Genomic DNA, 20,258 nt, shown 5'->3' on the forward strand with positions numbered 1-20,258 from the left:
ACCCCCTTTAAAAAAGACAGGCTGGCCCTGTCTTTTTTTATGTCCGTTGCGCTTGCGCCGGCGCCATGATTTCCGAGCGTGGGGGCTCAGCCCGACGGCTGACCGTTCGGTGGCGCTCAGCGTCCCCTGTCAGTGGTGGTGGCCGTGCTCGCCGTGCACATGCTGGTGCGCAATTTCTTCCGCGGACGCGGCACGCACATCGGTGACCTTCAGGCTGAAGCGCAAGGCCTTGCCGGCCAGCGGGTGGTTGCCGTCGAGCAGGACGGTGTCGCCCTTGATCTTCATGACGTTGAAGACCTGCTGCCGGCCATCGCTGCCGCGGCCTTCGAGCTGGCCGCCGACCTTCACGCCGGGCGGAAACTGGCTGCGCGGAATGGTGCAGACCAGGCTTTCGTCGCGCAGGCCGAAGGCGTCTTCGGCGGCCAGGGCCAGCGTGGTCTGGTAGCCGGGCTCCTGGCCGGCCAGCGCTTCCTCTATCTTGGGCAAGGTGTTGCCGTAGCCTCCATGCAGGTAGACCATGGGGTCCTTGCTTTCTTCAATGAGCTTGCCCTGGGCGTCAGAGACTTTGAAGCGCAGGGTGACGGCGGTGTCTTTTTCGATTTTCATGGTGTTCTCGGGGGCGGGGCGCGTTAAGGCGCTTTCTGTATCAGGCCCGGCTGGCGGGCGACTTGTTTGGCGGTGGCACGATCTTAGCAACAATGGCGTGAACAGGCCCCAGGGCTCAAGCGACTAAACTGGGTCGCTTTCAGGCTACTTTCACGCGTGCACCCATGACCCCATCCGACATTGAAACCATAGAGCTGCTGCCGGCCGCCCCGGAGCCCAAGCAGCTGTTTGTGCTCTTGCATGACGCCGGCGGCACGGCCGCCGACATGCTGGACTTGGGCCAGCTGCTGGGGGGCGCCTTTCCGGCCGCCGTGGTGTTGCTGCCGGAGGGGCTGGTGGGTCCGCATGCCGATGCGGCCGGCGCCGCCGCCGCCGGGCTCGACGATGCCGCCGCCATGGCCGCCCGTGTCGATGTGCTGGCCGCTTTTTTGCGGGCGCAGCAGGCGCGTTTTGGCATTTCGGAGCAGGGTTCGGCCCTGGCCGGATTTGGCGCGGGGGCCAGCCTGGCCCTGGCCTTGACCGATGCGCATGACGGCCTGGTGGGGCGTTTGCTCGGGTTTGGCGGCGGCTACCAGTTCTGGCCAGCCAAGGCGCCGGCGCTCACGACGCTGCATTTGTTCCACGGACAACTCGACCCGGTGATACCGGTGCAGCGCACGCGGGCCGATTACGAGCACATCATGTCGCTGGGGGCCGATGCCACGCTGGACGTGGCCGACTCGCTGGGGCATGAGCTGCATCCGGCGCTGATGGACCAGGCGGTGACGCGCTTGCAGACCTGCGTGCCTTTGCGGCTCTGGAAGGATGCGCAATAAAGGCTGCCGGTGGCGCCCCGGATATTCGAATGCAAAGTGTCTGCAGCCCAATCAGGGTGTGCACAGGCAGCTATCGAAAACGTAGCGGTCGGGGCCTGGCGCCGCGCCCCGGCACCGAATTGCCGTACTAGCGGCAGGCTTGCAGCGCCTTGCCTTCCAGCTGCGGCTTGAGGGCCTCGAGTTTGGCCCGCAAGGCGGCGTCGACCGAGGCCAGCTTGAGCGTCTGGCCGCGCAGCTCGGGCCGCTCCAGCACCACCCGGGCGGTGCGCACGCCGTGCGTGGCGACCCTGGCCATTTCGCGCTCGGCGTCGGCCTGCGAGCCGTAGTGGCCCAGTGACAGGCCGGGGCTCAGCGCCGGGTTGACCAGCGGCTCGACGGACACGCCCAGCTGGCGCAGTTCGCCGCGCTTTTTGGACAGCGCTTCCTCGTTGGCGTATTTGCCCATGTAGACAATCCAGCGGCCCGGCTGCAGGCCGCTTTCCAGCACCCAGCTGCCTGCGGGCAGGCTGCTTTGCAGGCGCGGCCGCAGGGCGTTGACCTGTTCTTCGCTGAACAGGCCCGCCTGCAGGCATTCGCCGGCGTTGCCCGGCGCGGCGCCTTCCGGCTGCCGGGCATCGCCGGCGTTCAGCAGGTGCATGGCCTCGGGCCTGAGCTGCTGCGCCAGGCGCTGCGGTTCGGACTGGGTGGCGGGGGCCAGGCCGTAGTCGGCCAGCAGGCCTTGCGTCCAGGCAAAGTAGCCCGCGTTGGCCAGGACCAGCGCCAGCACCAGCAGCCTCAGCATGGGCGCATGTCTTTCGAGGCGCCGGCGCTCGCGGCCATGGGGCGCACGCTGACTTCGGAACTGGTGATTTCCTGCATGCCAGCCGCCGTATGCAACAGCAGTGCGCCGTTTTCGCCGACGCCGTGGGCCGTGCCCTGGGTGCCGTCGGACAGCTGCACGGCGCGGCCCGAGAGCACGTCGCGCGCCGCAAAACGCGCCTGGAACGGCGCAAAGCCGAACTGCTCGAACGCCTGCATAGCCTGCACCAGCGGCGGCACCACGCGCAGCAGCGTGCTGGCCGCGTCGAGGGCGGGAAACAGGTCTTGCAGGCAGCCCGGCGGGATGGCGGCCGGGGCTGGCGCCGCGGCGGCAGGCAGGGCAGGAGCGGCAAGCGCAACCGCCCGGATGTTGATGCCGATGCCGATCACCACATAGCGAAGGTTGTCCCAGCTGGCTGTTTCGACCAGAATGCCGGCCAGCTTGCGGTCGCCTTGCGGGCCGGAGATCCACAGGTCATTGGGCCATTTCAGGCCAATCCGGGCGTTGCCGGTGTTGCCGGGGTCCAGGCTCTCCGCCACGCTGATGCCGGCCACCAGCGACAGGCCGGACCAGTCGGCGGGCTGCAAAGGCAGGCCCAGTGAAAACGTCAGGCTGTCGCCGCGCCGGCTTTGCCAGCTGCGGCCCAGCCGGCCGCGCCCGGCGGTTTGCTGCTCGGCCACCAGCAGGATCGGCTCGGGCCGGGGCGGCGCGCCGGCACTGCCCCTGAAGCGCCGCATCAGCTCCGTGTTGCTCGAATCGATCTCGGGCAGGACCTCGACCGTGAAACCCGGCAGGACAGGCGCCAGCGCCTCCCAGAGGGCCTCGGCGGGCCAGCGGATGGGGGTGGTCGGGTCGGAGGTCACAGGGCTTTGTGCAACAGGCGTGGTGGGCGGCGGGCTCAGGCCTTGGTGCTCTTTTTCTTGTCCGCCTTTTTGAGCGCCTTCTTTTCCGTTTTCTTTGTCGCCTTCAGGTCGGACGCTTTTGCCGACTTTTTCTCGAGCTTGGCGTCGGCTTTCTTTCCGGCCTTCCTGTCGGACTTTTTGGCGTCTTTTTTGTCCTTGGGCGCCAGCAGGGTGCCGCGGCAGTTCTTGGCGCCGCACCAGCAGGGGTATTCGGCCTTCAGCTTCTTCGTATAGGGCGCGTCAATGATCAGGCCGTAGTCGTAAAACAGCTCTTCGCCCGCCTGGATGTTGCGCAGCGCCTTGATGAACACGCGGCCGCCGTCTTCGTCGGCCTCGCAGTTGGGCTTGCAGCTGTGGTTGATCCAGCGCGAGGAGTTGCCGCCGTGCTTGGCGTCGATCACATGCTCTTCGTCGATGTGGAAGTAAAAGGTGTGGTTGGGGTCGGTCGGGTCGTGCGGGTGGCGGCGCAGGGCCTCTTTCCAGTTGATGATCTCGCCGACATATTCGATCAGGGTCTCGCCTTCGGCCAGATCCTGCAGGGCGAACACGCCCTTGCCATGCACGCCGGAGCGGCGCGTCTGTATGCGCCGGCTGTCGCCGCCGGGTGCCTGGACAGCAGCGGACGGGTCGGGCTTGGCGGGCAGTGAAGAGGGCGCGGCGGCTTGACTTTTTGACACGGGGTGTTTTTTTGGTATGGTTAATTCATGCAGGTGCGCGCATGTGCATGCGTGCGCACCTGCGCGCGTACATGCGCGAGAAGCCGTATTGTAGTGATGCCCCAAGGAGCCCCGTGTTCAACCGCCGAAACGTGATGCAGTCCATCGCCGCCCTCGCCCTGCCATTGGCGCCGGGCATGGGCCCGCGCGCCTGGGCCAGGGGCGCCGAAGCGCCTTTGCCCAAGGTCGGCAGCACGCTGGCCTTGCCTGCCGTGACGCTGCTGGACGGACGCCGCTGGAGGCCCGCGCAGGCCGAGGGCAAGCTGCTTGTGGTGTACTGGTGGGCCAGCTGGTGCCCTTTTTGCGCGCTGCAGTCGCCGCATATGGAAGCCCTGTGGCGGGCCCAGAAGGCCAAGGGGCTGGACCTGCTGGCGCTGTCGATTGATAAACAGCCGGCGGCAGCCGTTAACTATATGAAGGCCAAGGGCTACAGCTTTCCTGCGGGGATGCTGACGCCGGAGGTCGCCAGACTGCTGCCCAAGCCGGTGGGGCTGCCGGTGGTGGTGGCCCTCAAGGTGGACGGGCCGGGAGGCCGCAGTGGAACAGTCGTATTTGCGGAAAGCGGGGAAATGTTCCCCGAAGATGTAGAAGGTTTGAAGAAGTACTTATGAAAACTCTGGTAATTGCAGAAAAACCCTCGGTGGCACAAGACATTGTGCGTGCCATCACGCCCATGGCGGGCAAGTTTGAAAAGCACGACGAGTATTTCGAGAGCGACGAGTGGCTGGTCACCTCGGCAGTCGGCCATCTGGTCGAGATCCAGGCGCCCGAGGAGTTCGACGTCAAGCGGGGCAAATGGAGTTTTGCCAACCTGCCGGTGATTCCGCCGTATTTCGAGGTCAAGCCCATAGACAAGACCAAGACGCGGCTCAACGCCATCGTCAAGCTGGCCAAGCGCAAGGATGTGGGCGCCATCGTCAATGCCTGCGACGCCGGCCGCGAGGGCGAGCTGATCTTTCGGCTGATCCAGCAGTACGCCAACAGCAAGCACCCGGTCAAGCGCCTGTGGCTGCAGTCCATGACGCCGGCCGCGATCCGCGAGGGTTTTGACAGCCTGCGCACCGAAAAGCAGATGCAGGGCCTGGCCGACGCCGCGCGCTCCCGTTCCGAAGCCGACTGGATGGTCGGCATCAACGGCACGCGGGCGATGACGGCCTTCAATTCGCGCGACGGCGGTTTCTTTCTGACTACCGTGGGCCGCGTGCAGACGCCGACCTTGTCGGTGGTAGTGGAACGCGAGGAAAAAATCCGCAAGTTCGTCAGCCGCGACTACTGGGAAATCCACGCCACCTTCCTGGCCGAAGCCGGCGAATACCCGGCCAAGTGGTTTGACCCGAAATGGAAAAAGGCCGCGGCCAATGCCGACAATGCCGAGCCCGATGCCGAGCTGAAGGCCGACCGCGTCTGGTCCGAGCGTGAGGCGCTGGCCATTGCCGAGGCGGTGCGCGGCAAGACCGCCACGGTCACCGAGGAAAGCAAGCCCACCACCCAGGCCGCCGGCCAGTTGTTTGACTTGACGTCCCTGCAGCGCGAGGCCAATGGCAAGTTCGGCTTTTCGGCCAAGACCACGCTGTCGATCGCGCAAAGCCTGTATGAGCGCCACAAGGCGCTGACCTACCCGCGTACCGATTCGCGCGCCCTGCCCGAAGACTACCTGCCGGTGGTCAGGCAGACCTTTGAAATGCTGGCCGACAGTGGCATGAAGCATTTGGCGCCGCATGCGGCCACTGCGCTCAAGGGCAACTACATCAAGCCCAGCAAGCGCATTTTCGACAATGCCAAGGTGAGTGATCACTTTGCCATCATCCCCACGCTGCAGGCGCCGCATGGCCTGAGCGAGGCCGAGCAAAAGCTCTATGACCTGGTGGTGCGCCGCTTCATGGCGGTGTTCTTCCCGAGCGCCGAGTACCTGGTCACCACGCGCATTTCACAATCGGTCGGTCACAGCTTCAAGACCGAGGGCAAGGTGCTGGTCAAGCCAGGCTGGTTGGCCATCTACGGCAAGGAAGCGGCGGACGAAGTGGCCGACGCCAAGGAAGGCGACAAGGGGCAAAGCCTGGTGCCGGTCAAGCCCGGCGAGAAGGTACGCGCCGAGGTGGTCGAGGCCAAGGGCCTGAAAACCCGGCCGCCGGCGCGCTACAGCGAAGCCACGCTGCTGGGCGCCATGGAAGGCGCCGGCAAGACCATTGACGACGACGAGCTGCGTGAAGCCATGCAGGAAAAAGGCCTGGGCACACCGGCCACGCGCGCGGCCACCATCGAGGGCCTGCTTGCCGAGAAATACATGCTGCGCGAAGGCCGCGAGCTGATTCCCACGGCCAAGGCCTTCCAGCTCATGACCTTGCTGCGCGGGCTGGATGTCGAGGAACTCTCCAAGGCCGAGCTGACCGGCGAGTGGGAGCACAAGCTGGCGCAAATGGAGCACGGCAAGCTGAGCCGCGAAACCTTCATGGCCGAAATCGCCGCCATGACCGAGCGCCTGGTGGCCAAGGCCAAGGGCTACGACAAGGACACGATTCCCGGCGACTACGCCACGCTGCAAACGCCCTGCCCCAACTGCGGCGGCGTGATGAAGGAAAACTACCGGCGCTACAGCTGCACCGGCAAGCAGGGTGATGATGCCGACAGCGGCTGCGGCTTTTCCTTTGGCAAGACACCGGCCGGCCGCACCTTTGAACTCGCCGAGGTCGAGCAGTTTTTGCGCCACAAGAAAATCGGCCCGCTGGACGGTTTCCGCTCCAAGGCGGGCTGGCCGTTCACGGCCGAGATCGTCATCAGGTACGACGAAGATAGCAAAAACTACAAGCTCGAGTTTGATTTTGGCGATGACAAGAACGGCGAGACCGGTGAGATTGTCGATTTCAGTGCGCAGCAATCGCTGGGCGCCTGCCCCAAGTGCGCGAGCGGCGTGTATGAGCTGGGCAAAAACTATGTCTGTGAAAAATCGGTGCCGACCGACGCGCAGCCCACGCCCAGCTGCGACTTCAAGACCGGCCAGGTCATCCTGCAGCAGCCGATCGAGCGCGAGCAGATGCACAAGCTGCTGGCCACCGGCAAGACCGATCTGCTCGACAAGTTCGTCTCCATGCGCACGCGCCGCCCCTTCAAGGCCATGCTGGTCTGGGACGCGGAGGCCGGCAAGGTGAACTTCGAGTTTGCCCCGTCCAAGTTCCCGCCGCGCAAACCGGCGGCAGCCAAGACCGGCACCGTCAAGACGCCGTTTGGCAAGGCGGTGGCCGCCAAGGCCGCGCCGGCCGTGAAAAAGGTGGCGGCCAAGAAGGCGCCCGCCAAAACCGCCACCGGAGCCGCCAAGCCCAAGGCCCCGCGCAAAACCACGGCCGCCAGCGGCCTCAAGCCCAGCGTCGCACTGGCCGCCGTGATTGGCGCCGAGCCGGTAGCGCGCACCCAGGTCATCAAAAAGCTCTGGGACTACATCAAGGCCGAGGGCCTGCAGGATGCCGCCAACAAGCGCGCCATCAACGCCGACGCCAAGCTGCTGCCGGTATTCGGCAAGCCGCAGGTGACGATGTTCGAGCTGGCCGGGATTGTGGGCAAGCATTTGAGCTGAGAGCCAGGCTTCTTGTTGCTATCAATATGATAGCTGTTGGCGTATATTTAGCGAGGGTTTGAATTCTTTGTTGAGATTTTCAGAGATGACCTGAATAAAATCCCCGCGAATCCCAGCGGATGGTTGGAGGCGCTGCCATGGAACGGCTTGCAGGCATAGAACCCATTGTTTCCCTGCTCTACGACGGGGTCATGAACCCGGGCGACTGGTACGACGGCCTGGACGCCATCAACGAAGCGCTTGGCGGGATCGGGTTTCACTACCTCGTGATGAATGCGCAGAGTTTCGCGGTGCTCGACAGTGTGTCGTCCACGGAGCTCCCGGAGGGAAAGGTCCGGGAATACGAGGCTCACTATGCCAAAGACGATCCGCGAGCGGCGCGGGTCTTTGCGCTGTCCGTGGGCCAGGTCGTGGCCGACAGTGACCATTTTGACGCGCGAGCCGTCTCCCGCACGCCAATCTTTGCGGATTGGCTGATGCCACTAGGCATTCGCGACACGCTCTCTGTCAAGCTGCGAACCGACGAAGCACAAAGAGAATTTCTCGCATTCTTTCGTTCACCCGATCAATGCCTTTTTGAACCGCAAGAAAAGATCGTTTTCGAGCGGCTGCTTCCCCATCTACACCGCGCCAGCGAACTGCGCGCGCGCATGGGGCAACTGGAAAAGCATGCCGCCCTGGGCCTGAGCGCGCTCGACAAGTTGCCTCAGGGCATACTCATCGTGGATGACAAGGGCCGCATCCAGCACCTCAACCGCGCGGCCCAGGCCTGCCTGGCCGCGGCCACCGTGCCCTGCCGCGCCGTGCACGAACACCTGGTATTTGCCGCCAGCGAGGCCGACGCCAGGTTCCGCCACCTGGTCACCGCCGCCTGCCGCCAGCGCAGCCCCGCCAGCGCCGGCGCCTTCCGGCTGGCATGCGGCGCCGACCAATGGCTGGGCGTCTCCGTGCTGCCCCTCAAAGCCAGCCACCCGCTGGCGTCTTTCCGGCAAATCCACCTCGCCATGGTCGTGCTGGCCGACCCCAACGCCAGCGCCAGTCCCTCGGCGGCCCTGCTGGGCGAGCTGCTCGGCCTCACCCCCACCGAAGCCCGCCTCGCCTTGGCTCTGGCCGCCGGCAAAACCATCCACGACTTTGCCAACGCCGAAAGCTGCAGCTGGCACACCGCGCGCGCGCACCTGAAGAATCTGCTGCGCAAGACCGGCTGCCACAGGCAGGTCGACTTGGTGCGCCTGATTCAGACGCTGGCGTTTACGGCCGCTTGAAGCGGGCAGGCCGCTGGCCTGCACGGCATCTCCTCCTCGGAGCGAAAAATACCGCAATTGCGGGATGGAAGGCTTCGGCGTCTTCGGTAAGTATTTATAGGCGTTGCATGGCCGTTGAATGGACCTGCGTTTTCTCAACTGTCATCGTTTATGAAGAGCGCCAATAGGGGCGCCTGTGCAATGCAGATGAGCTGTCTTGTGCGAACCGCACACTTATCAATGTCTGGAGGGGGAATCAATGCTGCATCGAAATCCGAGATGCTTGGCCATCAAGCACGTCAAGTCTCTGGTCTTTTCGGCATTTGTGTTGTCAGGCGGGGCTGCTCTGGGAATGGATGCGCCCGGTCCTCTTGCCGCGGAAGGTACCGATAAAAGCCCTGTCGAGGGAGCGCAGCTCAATGTCGTGAAGTCAATCAGCAACGCATTCAATTTACTCGGCAATCTACTTAGCGGGTCAACGGGAGAATTGCGCGCACGGGTCGATAACGGCGAGTTGGAACGCGCCCAAGCCTATTATCAAAGCAAGCGAGACGAACTGGACAAGTCATCCGATGCCCAGCCTGTCATTAAAAAGCTGGCCGATGCGTTGAATCGGCGTTCGTCTCCACAACAGACCATGCTTGTCAGCCAGCTTCAAGACGCTAACCCGATGTCGGGACAGGATCGTTGGCCGGAATTGACGCAGCTCATTGAACGGAGCATGCAGCATATTAGTGAGAATGCAACGGATCCGTTGTTATCGCGGCCGGAGTTCCAGTCTGCCGAATTCAAGACTTTAAAAACCGCGCTGGACAAGGCCGTGGCCGATTTGGCGGAGGCCGCACCCAGACAATTTGCTGCATACGACTTGACGGTCCAGCCGGACTTTTTTGCGGCCTATCCGCCGGTACTTGCAGCCAGCGACCATGAGCGGCTGATCGCCAGCCGGGCATCTGCGATGGCGGAAACCATGTCCTTGTCCGGAACCGCGAACGCCGCGATCATTTTGAAAAATTACCTTGGCAAAGTCGCCGACAAAACGGTGCGCCAGCAACTGACACAAGGCTGGATCAATGCCTACGCGCGCGAACGGAACTGGAAAGATATAACGCTTGCAAAAAAGTTGGAAGCCGGCGGTCGCCTCAATGCTGAGGTGCCTGACGCGAACGTCCGTGTTGCCGTTGCTGTCCTGCCCGTGTTCGGCGCGGAGACATTGCCGGCGCGGCGCGAGTTGGCGCATGCCCGTGCAAAGGCGCTGGCACAGCGGTTAGATGCCGAATTGCTGCCAGCCAGCGAGTATGCGCAGCCATTGCAACAGCTTGGAGAAGCACGAACCCGTTACGACCTGATCGTGCTGGCGGACATCGGTCGCCTGTCCGGGCTGGAAGGCATTGTGAGTACAACGCAGCAGGCGGGACGCTACCTGCTCAGGAAGGAAGCAAAGCCGAATCCCGAGCGGGAAAAATTGAGCCAGGAACTGGCCGAGGCGCAAAGCAGGTTGAGCCGCGCCGAAGCCGATCAGCGTCAAGCTGAACAACAGGCGAAAGCTGCGGCCAGACAGTCACAGGGACTCGCCGCGCTCGGCTTGATCAGCGCAAGCACCAGCATTTTCAGCACCGGAAACCGGCGCGAAGAAGTGGATCGCTTGCGCAGAGCGTTGGACAAGACTCCCGCTGTCATCGTCACCCCGATCTACGAGACCTACCAGCGCCAGGCGGTGACGCGGCGCGTGATGGCGATTGCCCCCGTGTCCCTGTACATGATAGACACCAGCCGCAATACTGTGCAGCGCGTGACGCAACCTGCCGTCGAGAGTGCCGAATACGTATCCCTTGAAAAGACGCATCCGAGCGACCCTGATGCACAGCAGATGACACCGGAAAAGAAGCAGGCGCAACGCGACGCCTTGATCGAACGCGCATTGACCACCTTGCCCGATAGCCTGCCGCCGCTGGATAAACTGATCGCGCAATCGCAGGGCAGTGCGGTGCCGCTGGATCGTCTTGCACAACTGATGGCGGAAGAGCAGACGCGCTTTCGCCACGACGTGGACGGCCAAAAAGCGGCGCTTCCTTCGAATACGTCGCGCTGAATTGCTCCCTTTGGCATCGGGTCAATCATCATGATCAAAAGCTATTTCTTATCCTTCATCTCGGCAGTCACGCTCGTCATTATTTCTGTTCCATTACACGCCACCGAAGGTTGTGAGAGGTACTGCGGCTCTAGAGCGACACCTTCCCGCAGCACGCAAAGTTCCAACGCTACGGGCAATGCCGGCGGCAGTCAGGCAATCGGTCAGGCACTCGATAATTTGAACCAGAGCATGATGGAAAGCCAGCGCCAGCGCGACCTGCAGCAGCAACAGCAAGAGCAGTCCGCGTATCAGAAAAAGATGATGCAGGACCGGCAGAAGCTGGAAGAGGAAAACCGCCGATTGCAGCAACAAGTCCAGACGTGGCAAAAACAGCAAGGACAAAGGAATGGCGCAAATGACGGCGATGGCGCTACCCAGGATAAACCGCCCAAGGTGGCGGACAGCACGCGCGGCTGCCCGTACCTGATCCAGACCCAATACGGCTTGACGCATGAACCGGGGGCGACCTTCTGCACCCAGGGGAAAACCGTGCGCTGCGACATGAGCGGCAAGGATGCGCAAGGCCGCTTCACCTATGCGTGGCGCACGGTATCCGAAAAATCCTGCGTGCCCGGTTTCAGTGACCCCTCGGTCAAGGAATTGAATAGCGCCAATCTTCGAAAGATTAATGAGAATTCCTTTGAGGAGTTTTAAGGGCTACCCTTTAGGTGACGATGTGTTCGAGCTGGCCGGGCTTGTGGGCAAGCACCTGAGCTGACGCGGGCCGCAGGGCCACCAGCCGCCGCTGGCGAAGCCGACCGGCCGATGTCAGCCTCGGCGCGCTACGGCCCGCCGGGGTTCAGCACTGCATCGACAAGCTGCGCGCCAGCCTTCTGGCGCACGCTGTCGACCACGCCCTGCGTGGCCCGCCGAAAGTCGGCGCGAAGCGAGGGACGCACCGGTTCGAACGCCATGCCGCGGTTGGCCAGCTCGACGATCGCCCCGATGTCCTCGGCCGCTGCCGTGACGCGCTGGGCGTACACCGCATTGGCGGCGGCCTCGCGCACGATTTTCTGCTGCTCGGGCCTGAGGCCGTCGAACGCACGCTTGTTGGCCAGCAGCAGAATGAAATCGAAGAAATGCGAGGTGTTCGAGAGGTACTTCTGGACCTTGTCGAAGTTGCGCTGCCGGATCACCGCAAACGGGTTTTCCTGCGCCTCGACTGCGCCGCTTTCCAGTGCCCCGTAGAGCTCCTTGATGTCGATCGCGACCGGGTCCGCGCCCAGCGCGCGGAAGGTCGCCATGTGGATCTCGTCGGGCTGCAGGCGGACCTTGAGCCCCTTGAGATCGGCGAGCGAGCGGATCGGCCGCTTGTTGTTGGTCAGCTGGCGCGGCCCCAGTTCCATGAAGCCCAACAGCACCAGGCCCTTGGCGGCGAATTTGCCCGCCAGCGTGGTCCCCACCTTGCCGTCCACGACCCGGAACGCCGCCTGCCGGTCCGCAAACGCGAATGGAATGCTCAACGCACTGAGCTCGGGAATGCTGCTCGACAAATAGGCCGGCGGAATCCAGGTCATGAAGATCGATCCGCTGCTGACCTGATCGACATTGTCCTTGGCGCTGCCCAGTTTCATCGCCGCAAAGATATCCACCCGCAACTCGCCGTTGCTGGCTTTCTCCACGTCCTGCTTGAACTTCTCCATCGCCACGCTGCTGGAGTGGTCGGCCGGGAAGTTGCCGGCCACGCGCAGCGATTCGGCCTGGGCCGCACTGCAGGCCAGCAGCCATGCCGCCGCCGCCCAGGCCGACGCGAGTCGAATGAACCACGGCCTTGGCAGCCGGAATGCGGGACTGTTCATGTGCACCCTTTATGTCGACAATTTGTTTTCTTATAGGCGCCAATATTGGCGCCTTCAAATTAAACATGAATATCGACATGGCTGCAACAAGCGGCAGTCGGGGCTGGCTGCGAGCGAAGCCGCAGCGAACTGAGCCAGGCGTCAGATGCTATCAAAACAATAGCTGTCAGCGCCTGAGGCTGCTGGGTTATTGTCCTTGCCGCCTTACAAGCTGCTCAGCGCAGGCTGAGCACGGGCCAGCCACGCGAGCGCGCGATCGGTCCCAGTCGCGCGTCGGGGTCGACCGCTACCGGGTGCTTGACCGTTTCCAGCAAGGGCAGGTCGTTGATCGAGTCGCTGTAGGCGGTGCTTTGGCAATCCTGGAAACGCAGGCCGCGCGCCTTCATCCAGTCCTGCAGGCGCGTCACCTTGCCTTCGCGCATGTTCAGCGTGCCGCTGGTGCGGCCGGTGAAGCGGCCATCCTGTAATTCGGGCTCGGTGGCAATCAGGTGCTCGATGTCAAAGTAAATGGCGGTCAGCTCGGTCAGGAAGCGGTTGGTGGCCGTGGTCATCACCACCAGGTCGCCGGCCTCCAGGTGTTTGTCGACCAGTGCAATGGCTGCGGGCGTGATGCGTGGCGCTATCCAGTTGGCCATGAAGGCCTGGCGCAAGGGTTCCCATTCCTGCGGGCTGCGCCCGGCCAGCGTGCCGACATAGAAGTCGGCGAACTCCTGCGGCCCTATCGTGCCGGCCTGGTAGCGACTCTCGATGTCGGCATTGCGGGCGGCGAAATGTTGGGGGTCGAGCACGCCCTTGGCAATCAGGAAGTCGCACCACAGCACATCGCTGTCGCCGTTGAGCAGCGTGTGGTCGAGGTCAAACAGGGTTAAGCGCATGGCGATTCTCCCGGTGGGCTGCCCTGGGTGAAATGTACCGCCTCGGGGGGCGGCGAAGTACGCGAAGCGTTCTCGAAGAGCGGCGTAGCCACAAGCGTGGGGGCCATATTCAACCCTGGCGCAGATGCCAGGCCTTCGGCCGCGTAAAGGTCTGGATGCCGTAGGTGGACAGCGTCAGGCCGACGCCCGAATCGCCATGGCCGCTCCAGGGCAGGCGCGGGCTGACGCGGTCGCAGCAGTTCCAGTAGACGCTGCCTGCGTTGACCTGGGCCAGCAGCGCCTTGGCACGTGCCGCATCGGGGCTGAACACGCCGGCGGTCAGGCCGTAGCGCGTGTCGTTCATGAGCTTCACGGCTTCCGCGTCGCCCGACACTTTCTGGATGCCGATGAGGGGGCCAAAGCTCTCCTCGCGCATCAGTTCCATGCCGTGGTTGACATGGCTGAACACGGTCGGCTCGTACCAGTTGCCCGGGCCGGCGCCGCGCTTGCCGCCCATCAGCAGCGTGGCGCCCTTGGCCAGGGCATCGGCCACCTGGGCGTCCAGCACGTCGAGCTGCGGCGCGCGCGTGATGGCGCCTATGTAGGTGCTGTCAAGCATCGGGTCGCCGACCTGGAAGGTTTTGACGGTAGCGACAAAGGCGGCCACGAAGGCCTCGTAAATGGTCTCGTGCACGTAAATGCGCTCGACCGAGCAGCAGCTTTGCCCGGTGTTGTACATGGCGCCATCGGCCAGCGACTCGGCGGCGGTCTGGGGATGGGCGTCTTCGCAGACATAGGTCGGGTCCTTGCCGCCCAGCTCCAGCTGCAGCTTGACCAGGCGCGGGCCCATGGCCTGGGCAATCCTGGCGCCCGTTGCGTAGGAGCCGGTAAAGAACAGGCCATCGATTTTTTGCGCCAGCAAGGCCGCACCGACCGCGCCGCCGCCAATCAGCGGCACAAACACATCCTGCGGCACGCCCGCCGCGTGCAGCAGGCGCGCAATCGCCAGGCCGGTCAGGGTGGCGTATTCAGACGGCTTGTAGAGCACCGCATTGCCGGTGAGCAGCGCCGGGATGAAGACATTGCCGCCGACAAACCAGGGGTAGTTCCAGGCCGAGATATTGGCCACTACGCCCAGCGGCGTGTGCTCTATCTGCTCGGTCATGCCGCCCTCGTTGAAGACGGTCTGCGTGGCGGTGCTGCCGTCTACTTCAGTCAGGAAGAAGTCGATGCGCCCCAGCAGGCCATTGAGTTCGTTGCGCGACATCCTGATGGGCTTGCCGGTCTCGCGCGTCATGATGGCCGCCAATGGCTCCAGCTCGGCCACGATGGCGGCGCGAAAGCGCGTGATGCAGGCTTTGCGCTCAGCCAGGGGCAGGCCGGCCCAGCGCGCCTGCGCGGCGCGCGCCTGCTGGCTTTTGGCGGCGACCGATGCCGCATCGTCAGCGGGGACTTCGGTGATCAGCGCACCGGTGGCGGGGTTGTGGATGGCGAGCTGGTTCATGCTTTGCTCTGGTTTTTTGCGGCGCTGACGGCGGTCAGGAAGTCATTGAGCACGGCCCCATCGTCAATGGTGTCGGAGCCGGTTTTGTGAAACTCGGGATGCCACTGCAGCGCGGCAATATAGCTTTTGGACTTGTCCTTGCGGCGTATGGCTTCCACGATGCCGTCGCTCACGCTGTAGGCCTCGGCTTCAAACTCGGGTGACAGGTCCTTGATCGCCTGGTGGTGAATGCTGTTGACGCGGACCCGCTCCACGCCCGGATAAAGGGCGGAGAGCCTGGTGCCCTGCACGATGTCGACACTGTGGAAGTTCTGGTCATAGGTCGCGGCATCGCGGTGGAGGAAGGACTCGGGCAGCTGCGTCTGGATGTCCTGGTACAGCGTGCCGCCATAGGCCACATTGAGCAATTGCAGGCCGCGGCAGACGCCGAAAATCGGCTTGCCGACGGCCTCGAAAGCACTGACCAGGGCCTTGTCGTACTCGTCGCGCACGCGGTCGCCCGACCACCTTTCTTCCATGGGCGCCTCGCCATAGCTGCCGGGCCAGACATCGGCGCCGCCATGCAGCACCAAGCCGTCCAGCCACTCGGCGTAATGCGCATAGGTCACGTCGCCACGCTGCGTGCTGCCGGTCGGACACGGCACCATCACGACCATGGCGCCGGAGGACATGAGCCAGTGCGCAATCGACTGCTCCACGTACTGCAGCGTCTTGCCGGTAAAAAAGGAACGCGTCGGATCGGCATGCGAAAAGCAGGCCGACAGACCTATCTTGAGTCGACTGGCGGCTTTGCTCATAAAAATATTACCCCCACGCTTGTCGCTTCGCGTACTGCGCTGCCCCCCGAGGGGGCGCTGCGCCTGCGGCCCGGCAAAGCCGGTTCCGCGGCCCCTGCTGGAAGTGGGGCTCCCACGTTTTTCATTTTTCCGGCTCCCTTGATGTATCGAAGGGGAAGTCGCATTGCGCGGCGCATGTTCATCACGAGGGTTGTCATATCGGCGTTCATAAGGCAGCCTCAAACAGGCGTTGGAAGTCTTCTGCCTTGCAAGGCCGCGGATTGGTCTGGTGGCAGATGTCGGCGGTGGCAATTTCGACCAGGCGCGGCAGCTGTTCGGGCTTGACGCCATGGGCCGACAGCGGGCCGCTGATGCCTATGCTGGCCTTCAGGTCCTTCAGCCAGCCGACAAAGGCCTTGCCGCCGCCGGCCACGCCGCAGACATGGGCCAGCTCGTCAAACTTGGCGGGTACCGCCTCGTAGTTCCAGGCCAGCACGGTGTCTATCATCAGCGCGTTGGCCAGGCCGTGGTGCAGGTCGCAGACGGCGCCCAGCGCATGGGCGCAGGAATGCACCGCCCCCAGGTCTTTCTGGAAGGCAATCGCGCCCATCATGGAGGCCATCATCATGTCGCTGCGCGCCTGCAGGTTGCCGGGCTCTTTCACGGCCGTGAGCAAGGCGTGTGCGGCGATGCGCGTGCCTTCCAGCGCGATGCCGTCGCACAGTGGGTGGTAGGCCGGCGAGAGATAGCTTTCTATGTTGTGCGTAAGCGCATCCATGCCGGTGGCGGCGGTGACATGCGGCGGCAGGCCCAAGGTGAGTTCGGGGTCGGCAAACACCACCCTGGCCAGTATCTTGGGGCTGAACACCACGCGTTTTAAGTGCGTGTCGTTTTCGCTGACCACGCTGGAGCGGCCGACTTCCGAGCCGGTGCCCGAGGTCGTGGGCAGGGCCACGAAATACGGCAACTCGTTGACGATGGGCCGCACCTGCGGATGGTCCCAGACGTATTCTAGGATGTCGCCTTCATGCGTGGCGGCAAGGCCCACCACCTTGGCGACGTCGAGCGCGGCGCCGCCGCCAAAGCCGATCACGCAGTCGGCCTGGTGCGCCTTGTAGGCGGCCGCGCCATCCATCACCTGGCTGCAGGTGGGGTTGCCGAAAACGCCAGCGAACACCGCGACGTCCAGCCCGGCCAGATGGGTCTTGAATTCGGCCAGCACCGGCAGGGCGGCCAACGCCTTGTCGGTGACGATCAGCGGGCGTTTGCAGCCTGCCTCCAGCAGCTGCGCGGCCACCAGCTTGCGGGCGCCGGCGCCGAATTTGATGGCGGTTGGGAATGAGAAGCTGGTAATGCTCATGATGATTTAAGGTGAAGGTACATGTGCGTTTTGCCGAAACTGATGCCATTGACCCGTATTGCGTCGGGCTCCGTGCCAAAGGATGTAAATCCAGCTCTTTCGTAGAGCGCGAGGGCTTGCCGGTTGCCGTCGGTGACGGTGAGGATGAGGTGTTCGATGCCGCTGGTGCGGGCGTCCTGCAGCACGTTATCCACCAGCGCGCGGCCCAGGCCCTGGCCGGTGAATTCATCGGCGACATACATGGCGACCAGTGTGGCCTTGTGGCGGTTCTTCAGGCGCGTCTCCTGGTTGAGGCCGACCATGCCGGCCAGCACGCCGTTGACAAAAGCACCCCAGAATTTTTCGTGGGCCGTGGCTGACAGCCGTTTTTCGGCGTCGGCCAGGGGCCGCAGGCTTTCTTCTTCAAAGCTCGATGTGAAGGCGTCGGGGTGTTCATGCAGGCCGCGCAGACGAAGGGCCCTGTACGCGGAGGCATCAGCCGTTTGAAGGCGCCGGATTTCCATGTCTAGATGATCTCGAAGTAGCGTTTCAGTTCCCAGTCGGTCACCGCGTCCAGCCACTGCCGCCATTCCCAGTCGCGGGTCGCGGCGAAGTGGTCGACAAAGGTATCGCCCAGCCAGTCGCGCGCAATGTCCGACTGCTGGAAGATGCGCGTGGTCTCGATCAGGGTGCGCGGTGCGCGCGCAATGTTTTCGGCGCCCTGGTTGGTGCCGGTGATGGGCGGGGTGGTGAGCTTGAGGCCTTTTTCCACGCCGTCCAGTCCCGCGGCAATCACCGCCGCCATGGCCAGGTAAGGGTTCACATCGGCGCCCGGGCAGCGGGTTTCCAGCCGCGTGGCCTTGGGGCTGCCGGCAATCACGCGGAAGCTGGCGGTGCGGTTGTCCATGCCCCAGGTCGGCTTGACGGGTGCCCAGAAGCCGTCGACGAGTCGCTTGTAGCTGTTGATGGTGGGCCAGATCATGGGGCCGAAATCCATCATGCAGGCCACCTGGCCGGCCAGGTAGCTCTCAAACAGCTTGCTCATCTTGCGCGGGCTTTTCGCGTCGTAGAACAGGTTGTTTTTGCCATCTGAAAGACTCTGGTGAATGTGGCCGCTGCAGCCCGGCAGCTGCTGGTTGGGCTTGGCCATGAAGCTGGGCATGATGCCAAAGCGCGCGCCTATTTCCTTGACGCCGGTTTTGAAAAGGACGGCGCGGTCGGCCTGCTCCAGCGCTTCGCTGAAGCCAATGGCGACCTCGTAAACGCCGGGGCCGGTCTCGGTGTGCAGGCCTTCAATCGGGATGCCGAAGGCCAGCATCTCGTCCATGATGGCCTTGAAGAAGCCCTGGTTCTGGTTCATGCGCAGCAGCGAGTAGCCGAACATGCCCGGCGTCAGCTGCTCGGCCCCCACGCCTTTTTTGGCGGCCCAGCTGTGGGGTGTTTCCAGAAAATTGAACCACTCGAACTCCATGCCGGTCATGGGCATGAAACCCATTTTCTCGGCGCGCTTGAGTACGCGCTTGAGCGTCTGGCGCGGGCAGACGGCATGCGGTGTGCCGTCGGCGTTCACAAACTCGCCCAGAACAAACGGCACGCCGTCGTCCCACGGCACATGGCGCGCGGTGTTCATGTCCAGCCGCGCCAGCGCATCGGGAAAGCCGTGCTGCCAGCCCGTCACCGAGGTGTTGTCGTAGCAGTGGTCCGTCATGTCCCAGCCCAGCACCACGTCGCAAAAACCAAAGCCGCCCGCCGGGTAGGGCTCGGCCGCGCCGAAAAACTTGTCCTTGTGCAGGACCTTGCCGCGCAGCACGCCGTCGATGTCGCTGACGGCCACCTTGACCTTGCTTGCACCGGATTTTCTGATCGCCTCTACCGCGGGATGCATTTTGCTGGATGCTCTGGTCGCCATGCTGACTCCTTGCTGGTGTTCAATGCGCTTGCTGCGCCGGTGCGGCAGCGCTGATGCCCATGTCCTGCAGTGCGCCGGCCACCGCGTGAACGGCCTGCGCCATTTCGTTGGAGCCAATCGCGCCGATACAGCCTACACGGAAAGTTTCCATTTGTGTGAGTTTTCCCGGGTAGAGGACAAAGCCGCGTTCACGTGCCGCCGCGTAAAACTTTTTGAAGTCATAGCGGCTGTCCGCCGGTGCGTGAAATGTCACGATGATGGGGGCCTGGATGGCGGGGTCCAGGAAAGGCCTGAAGCCCAGGCGAGCCATGCCCTCGATCAGCGTGGTGTAGTTGCGGGTGTAGCGGGCCAGGCGGGCGGGCTGGCCGCCTTCTTCCTCGAACTGCGCAATGGCTTCGGCCAGCGCCACCACGACATGCGTGGGCGGCGTGAAGCGCCACTGCGTGGTTTTTTCCATGTAGACGTACTGGTCGTACAGGTCCATGGCCAGCGACTGGCTGCGTCCGGCGCAGCCGTCCAGAATGGCCTTGCGGATAAAGACAAAGCCCATGCCCGGCACCCCCTCGAGGCATTTGCCGCTGGCCGCCACCAGGGCGTCAAAACGGACTTTGCGTGCGTCGATTTCCAGCGCGCCGAATGAGCTCATGGCGTCCACGATCAGGCCCTTGCCGTGCGCGGCGCACACGTCGGCGACTTCCTGCAGCGGATTGAGCACGCCGGCGCCGGTTTCGCAGTGGATCAGCACGACATGGGTAATGCTGGCATCCTGCCCAAGCTTGTCGGCCAGCGCGGCCGGCGAAACCTGCGCCGCTTCATCGAAAGGCAGCACCGTGCAGCGGCGGCCCATCAGCTGAGTGAGCCGCGCCGCGCGCTTGCAATAGGCGCCGTTGTCCAGTACCAGCACATGGCCGTCGCGCGGAACGAGGGTGGCGACCGCGGCTTCCACGCTGAACGTCCCGCTGCCCTGCAGCGGGACCACCACATGCGAGTCATGGCCGTGGATGATGTCCAGCAAGCTGTGGCGGATGCTGGCCGTGACGGCATTGAAGTCGCTGTCCCAGGAGCCCCAGTCTTTCAGCATGGCGAGCTTGGTGCGCAGCGTGGTGGTCAGCGGGCCGGGGGTCAGCAGGATTTTGTCTCTGTCCATTTTTTGTCTCTAGAAAATATAAGCATGCCGGCTAAGGTTTCGCCGCCGGGCCGCCCCAAGGCGAAATGCGCCCCCTCGGGGGGCAGGGAGCTACACGTAGTGAGCGAGCGTGGGGGCATGGTTTCGCCGCCGGGCCGCCCCAAGGC

Annotated in this window: 18 protein-coding genes; 6 read left to right on the forward strand and 12 right to left on the reverse strand. The window is 63.7% G+C overall.

The window, feature by feature from the left end:
- Positions 1-129: 129 nt before the first annotated feature.
- On the reverse strand, positions 130-606 hold the full coding sequence (locus PJE01S_RS22460; RefSeq protein ID WP_068835953.1) for an FKBP-type peptidyl-prolyl cis-trans isomerase: 477 nt from the start codon (positions 604-606) through the stop codon (positions 130-132).
- Positions 607-770: 164 nt separating this feature from the next.
- On the opposite strand from PJE01S_RS22460, the gene ypfH reads away from it, so the two are divergent.
- Complete coding sequence (gene ypfH / locus PJE01S_RS22465) at positions 771-1,421, forward strand: esterase (RefSeq protein WP_068835954.1); 651 nt, start codon at positions 771-773, stop codon at positions 1,419-1,421.
- A gap of 127 nt (positions 1,422-1,548) precedes the next feature.
- On the opposite strand, the gene PJE01S_RS22470 is transcribed toward ypfH, so the two are convergent.
- The 3 genes from PJE01S_RS22470 to PJE01S_RS22480 are packed head-to-tail and all read right to left on the reverse strand — an operon-like array spanning position 1,549 to position 3,799.
- Positions 1,549-2,202, reverse strand: a complete 654-nt coding sequence (locus PJE01S_RS22470; RefSeq protein ID WP_068835955.1) for an SPOR domain-containing protein — start codon at positions 2,200-2,202, stop codon at positions 1,549-1,551.
- A complete protein-coding gene (locus tag PJE01S_RS22475) occupies positions 2,196-3,083 on the reverse strand; it encodes a biotin--[acetyl-CoA-carboxylase] ligase (protein WP_068835956.1) in 888 nt (295 codons plus the stop codon). Before PJE01S_RS22475 ends, PJE01S_RS22470 begins: the two co-directional genes overlap by 7 nt.
- Before the next feature lie 35 nt (positions 3,084-3,118).
- Positions 3,119-3,799 carry an SET domain-containing protein gene (locus PJE01S_RS22480; protein WP_169804423.1) on the reverse strand — a complete coding sequence of 227 codons (681 nt, stop codon included), beginning with the start codon at positions 3,797-3,799 and terminating at the stop codon, positions 3,119-3,121.
- 113 nt (positions 3,800-3,912) lie between these two features.
- Here PJE01S_RS22480 and PJE01S_RS22485 point away from each other — a divergent pair, with 113 nt between their 5' ends.
- The 5 genes from PJE01S_RS22485 (at position 3,913) to PJE01S_RS22505 (ending at position 11,438) form a co-directional block, all read left to right on the forward strand.
- Entirely contained in the window at positions 3,913-4,449 is a 537-nt protein-coding gene (locus tag PJE01S_RS22485) for a TlpA family protein disulfide reductase (protein ID WP_245660936.1), read from the forward strand.
- Positions 4,446-7,406 (forward strand): DNA topoisomerase III, encoded by a 2,961-nt coding sequence (locus PJE01S_RS22490; RefSeq protein WP_068835957.1) that lies wholly within the window; start codon positions 4,446-4,448, stop codon positions 7,404-7,406. Before PJE01S_RS22485 ends, PJE01S_RS22490 begins: the two co-directional genes overlap by 4 nt.
- Before the next feature lie 137 nt (positions 7,407-7,543).
- Complete coding sequence (locus PJE01S_RS22495; protein ID WP_068835958.1) at positions 7,544-8,671, forward strand: helix-turn-helix transcriptional regulator; 1,128 nt, start codon at positions 7,544-7,546, stop codon at positions 8,669-8,671.
- A 262-nt stretch (positions 8,672-8,933) separates the two neighbouring features.
- Positions 8,934-10,742, forward strand: coding sequence for a hypothetical protein (locus PJE01S_RS22500; RefSeq protein ID WP_157090446.1), 1,809 nt, complete (start codon positions 8,934-8,936; stop codon positions 10,740-10,742).
- Positions 10,743-10,772: 30 nt separating this feature from the next.
- Positions 10,773-11,438: a hypothetical protein gene (locus PJE01S_RS22505; RefSeq protein ID WP_157090447.1), complete on the forward strand. Its 666-nt coding sequence runs from the start codon at positions 10,773-10,775 to the stop codon at positions 11,436-11,438.
- A gap of 128 nt (positions 11,439-11,566) precedes the next feature.
- Here the strand turns inward: PJE01S_RS22505 and PJE01S_RS22510 are convergent, their stop codons facing one another.
- From PJE01S_RS22510 to PJE01S_RS22545, 8 genes are all read right to left on the reverse strand, one after another.
- On the reverse strand, positions 11,567-12,583 hold the full coding sequence (locus PJE01S_RS22510; protein ID WP_068835961.1) for a TRAP transporter substrate-binding protein: 1,017 nt from the start codon (positions 12,581-12,583) through the stop codon (positions 11,567-11,569).
- A gap of 215 nt (positions 12,584-12,798) precedes the next feature.
- Positions 12,799-13,458, reverse strand: coding sequence for an HAD family hydrolase (locus PJE01S_RS22515; RefSeq protein WP_068835962.1), 660 nt, complete (start codon positions 13,456-13,458; stop codon positions 12,799-12,801).
- A 109-nt stretch (positions 13,459-13,567) separates the two neighbouring features.
- Complete coding sequence (locus tag PJE01S_RS22520; protein WP_068835963.1) at positions 13,568-14,941, reverse strand: aldehyde dehydrogenase family protein; 1,374 nt, start codon at positions 14,939-14,941, stop codon at positions 13,568-13,570.
- Positions 14,938-15,738 (reverse strand): gamma-glutamyl-gamma-aminobutyrate hydrolase family protein, encoded by an 801-nt coding sequence (locus tag PJE01S_RS22525; RefSeq protein ID WP_068835964.1) that lies wholly within the window; start codon positions 15,736-15,738, stop codon positions 14,938-14,940. Before PJE01S_RS22525 ends, PJE01S_RS22520 begins: the two co-directional genes overlap by 4 nt.
- A gap of 205 nt (positions 15,739-15,943) precedes the next feature.
- Positions 15,944-17,077, reverse strand: a complete 1,134-nt coding sequence (locus PJE01S_RS22530; RefSeq protein WP_068835965.1) for an iron-containing alcohol dehydrogenase — start codon at positions 17,075-17,077, stop codon at positions 15,944-15,946.
- A complete protein-coding gene (locus PJE01S_RS22535; protein ID WP_068835966.1) occupies positions 17,074-17,580 on the reverse strand; it encodes a GNAT family N-acetyltransferase in 507 nt (168 codons plus the stop codon). Before PJE01S_RS22535 ends, PJE01S_RS22530 begins: the two co-directional genes overlap by 4 nt.
- Positions 17,581-17,582: 2 nt before the next feature.
- Positions 17,583-18,965, reverse strand: coding sequence for a glutamine synthetase family protein (locus PJE01S_RS22540; protein WP_068835967.1), 1,383 nt, complete (start codon positions 18,963-18,965; stop codon positions 17,583-17,585).
- 19 nt (positions 18,966-18,984) lie between these two features.
- The gene (locus tag PJE01S_RS22545) at positions 18,985-20,112 is read right to left on the reverse strand and encodes a 2-aminoethylphosphonate--pyruvate transaminase (protein WP_068835968.1); all 1,128 of its coding nucleotides are present in this window, start codon (positions 20,110-20,112) and stop codon (positions 18,985-18,987) included.
- Between the last annotated feature and the right edge of the window lie 146 nt (positions 20,113-20,258).

The organism is Polaromonas jejuensis NBRC 106434 (assembly GCF_001598235.1).
GTDB classification, from domain to species: domain Bacteria; phylum Pseudomonadota; class Gammaproteobacteria; order Burkholderiales; family Burkholderiaceae_C; genus Polaromonas; species Polaromonas jejuensis.

Bases quoted from the DNA above. Each gene is read 5' to 3' on its own strand.
- ypfH (WP_068835954.1), top strand. From the start codon at position 771: ATGACCCCATCCGACATTGAAACCATAGAGCTGCTGCCGGCCGCCCCG.
- PJE01S_RS22490 (WP_068835957.1), top strand. From the start codon at position 4,446: ATGAAAACTCTGGTAATTGCAGAAAAACCCTCGGTGGCACAAGACATT.
- PJE01S_RS22545 (WP_068835968.1), bottom strand. From the start codon at position 20,112: ATGGACAGAGACAAAATCCTGCTGACCCCCGGCCCGCTGACCACCACG.
- PJE01S_RS22460 (WP_068835953.1), bottom strand. From the start codon at position 606: ATGAAAATCGAAAAAGACACCGCCGTCACCCTGCGCTTCAAAGTCTCT.
- PJE01S_RS22535 (WP_068835966.1), bottom strand. From the start codon at position 17,580: ATGGAAATCCGGCGCCTTCAAACGGCTGATGCCTCCGCGTACAGGGCC.
- PJE01S_RS22515 (WP_068835962.1), bottom strand. From the start codon at position 13,458: ATGCGCTTAACCCTGTTTGACCTCGACCACACGCTGCTCAACGGCGAC.
- PJE01S_RS22495 (WP_068835958.1), top strand. From the start codon at position 7,544: ATGGAACGGCTTGCAGGCATAGAACCCATTGTTTCCCTGCTCTACGAC.
- PJE01S_RS22505 (WP_157090447.1), top strand. From the start codon at position 10,773: ATGATCAAAAGCTATTTCTTATCCTTCATCTCGGCAGTCACGCTCGTC.
- PJE01S_RS22470 (WP_068835955.1), bottom strand. From the start codon at position 2,202: ATGCTGAGGCTGCTGGTGCTGGCGCTGGTCCTGGCCAACGCGGGCTAC.
- PJE01S_RS22520 (WP_068835963.1), bottom strand. From the start codon at position 14,941: ATGAACCAGCTCGCCATCCACAACCCCGCCACCGGTGCGCTGATCACC.
- PJE01S_RS22510 (WP_068835961.1), bottom strand. From the start codon at position 12,583: ATGAACAGTCCCGCATTCCGGCTGCCAAGGCCGTGGTTCATTCGACTC.
- PJE01S_RS22530 (WP_068835965.1), bottom strand. From the start codon at position 17,077: ATGAGCATTACCAGCTTCTCATTCCCAACCGCCATCAAATTCGGCGCC.
- PJE01S_RS22525 (WP_068835964.1), bottom strand. From the start codon at position 15,738: ATGAGCAAAGCCGCCAGTCGACTCAAGATAGGTCTGTCGGCCTGCTTT.
- PJE01S_RS22540 (WP_068835967.1), bottom strand. From the start codon at position 18,965: ATGGCGACCAGAGCATCCAGCAAAATGCATCCCGCGGTAGAGGCGATC.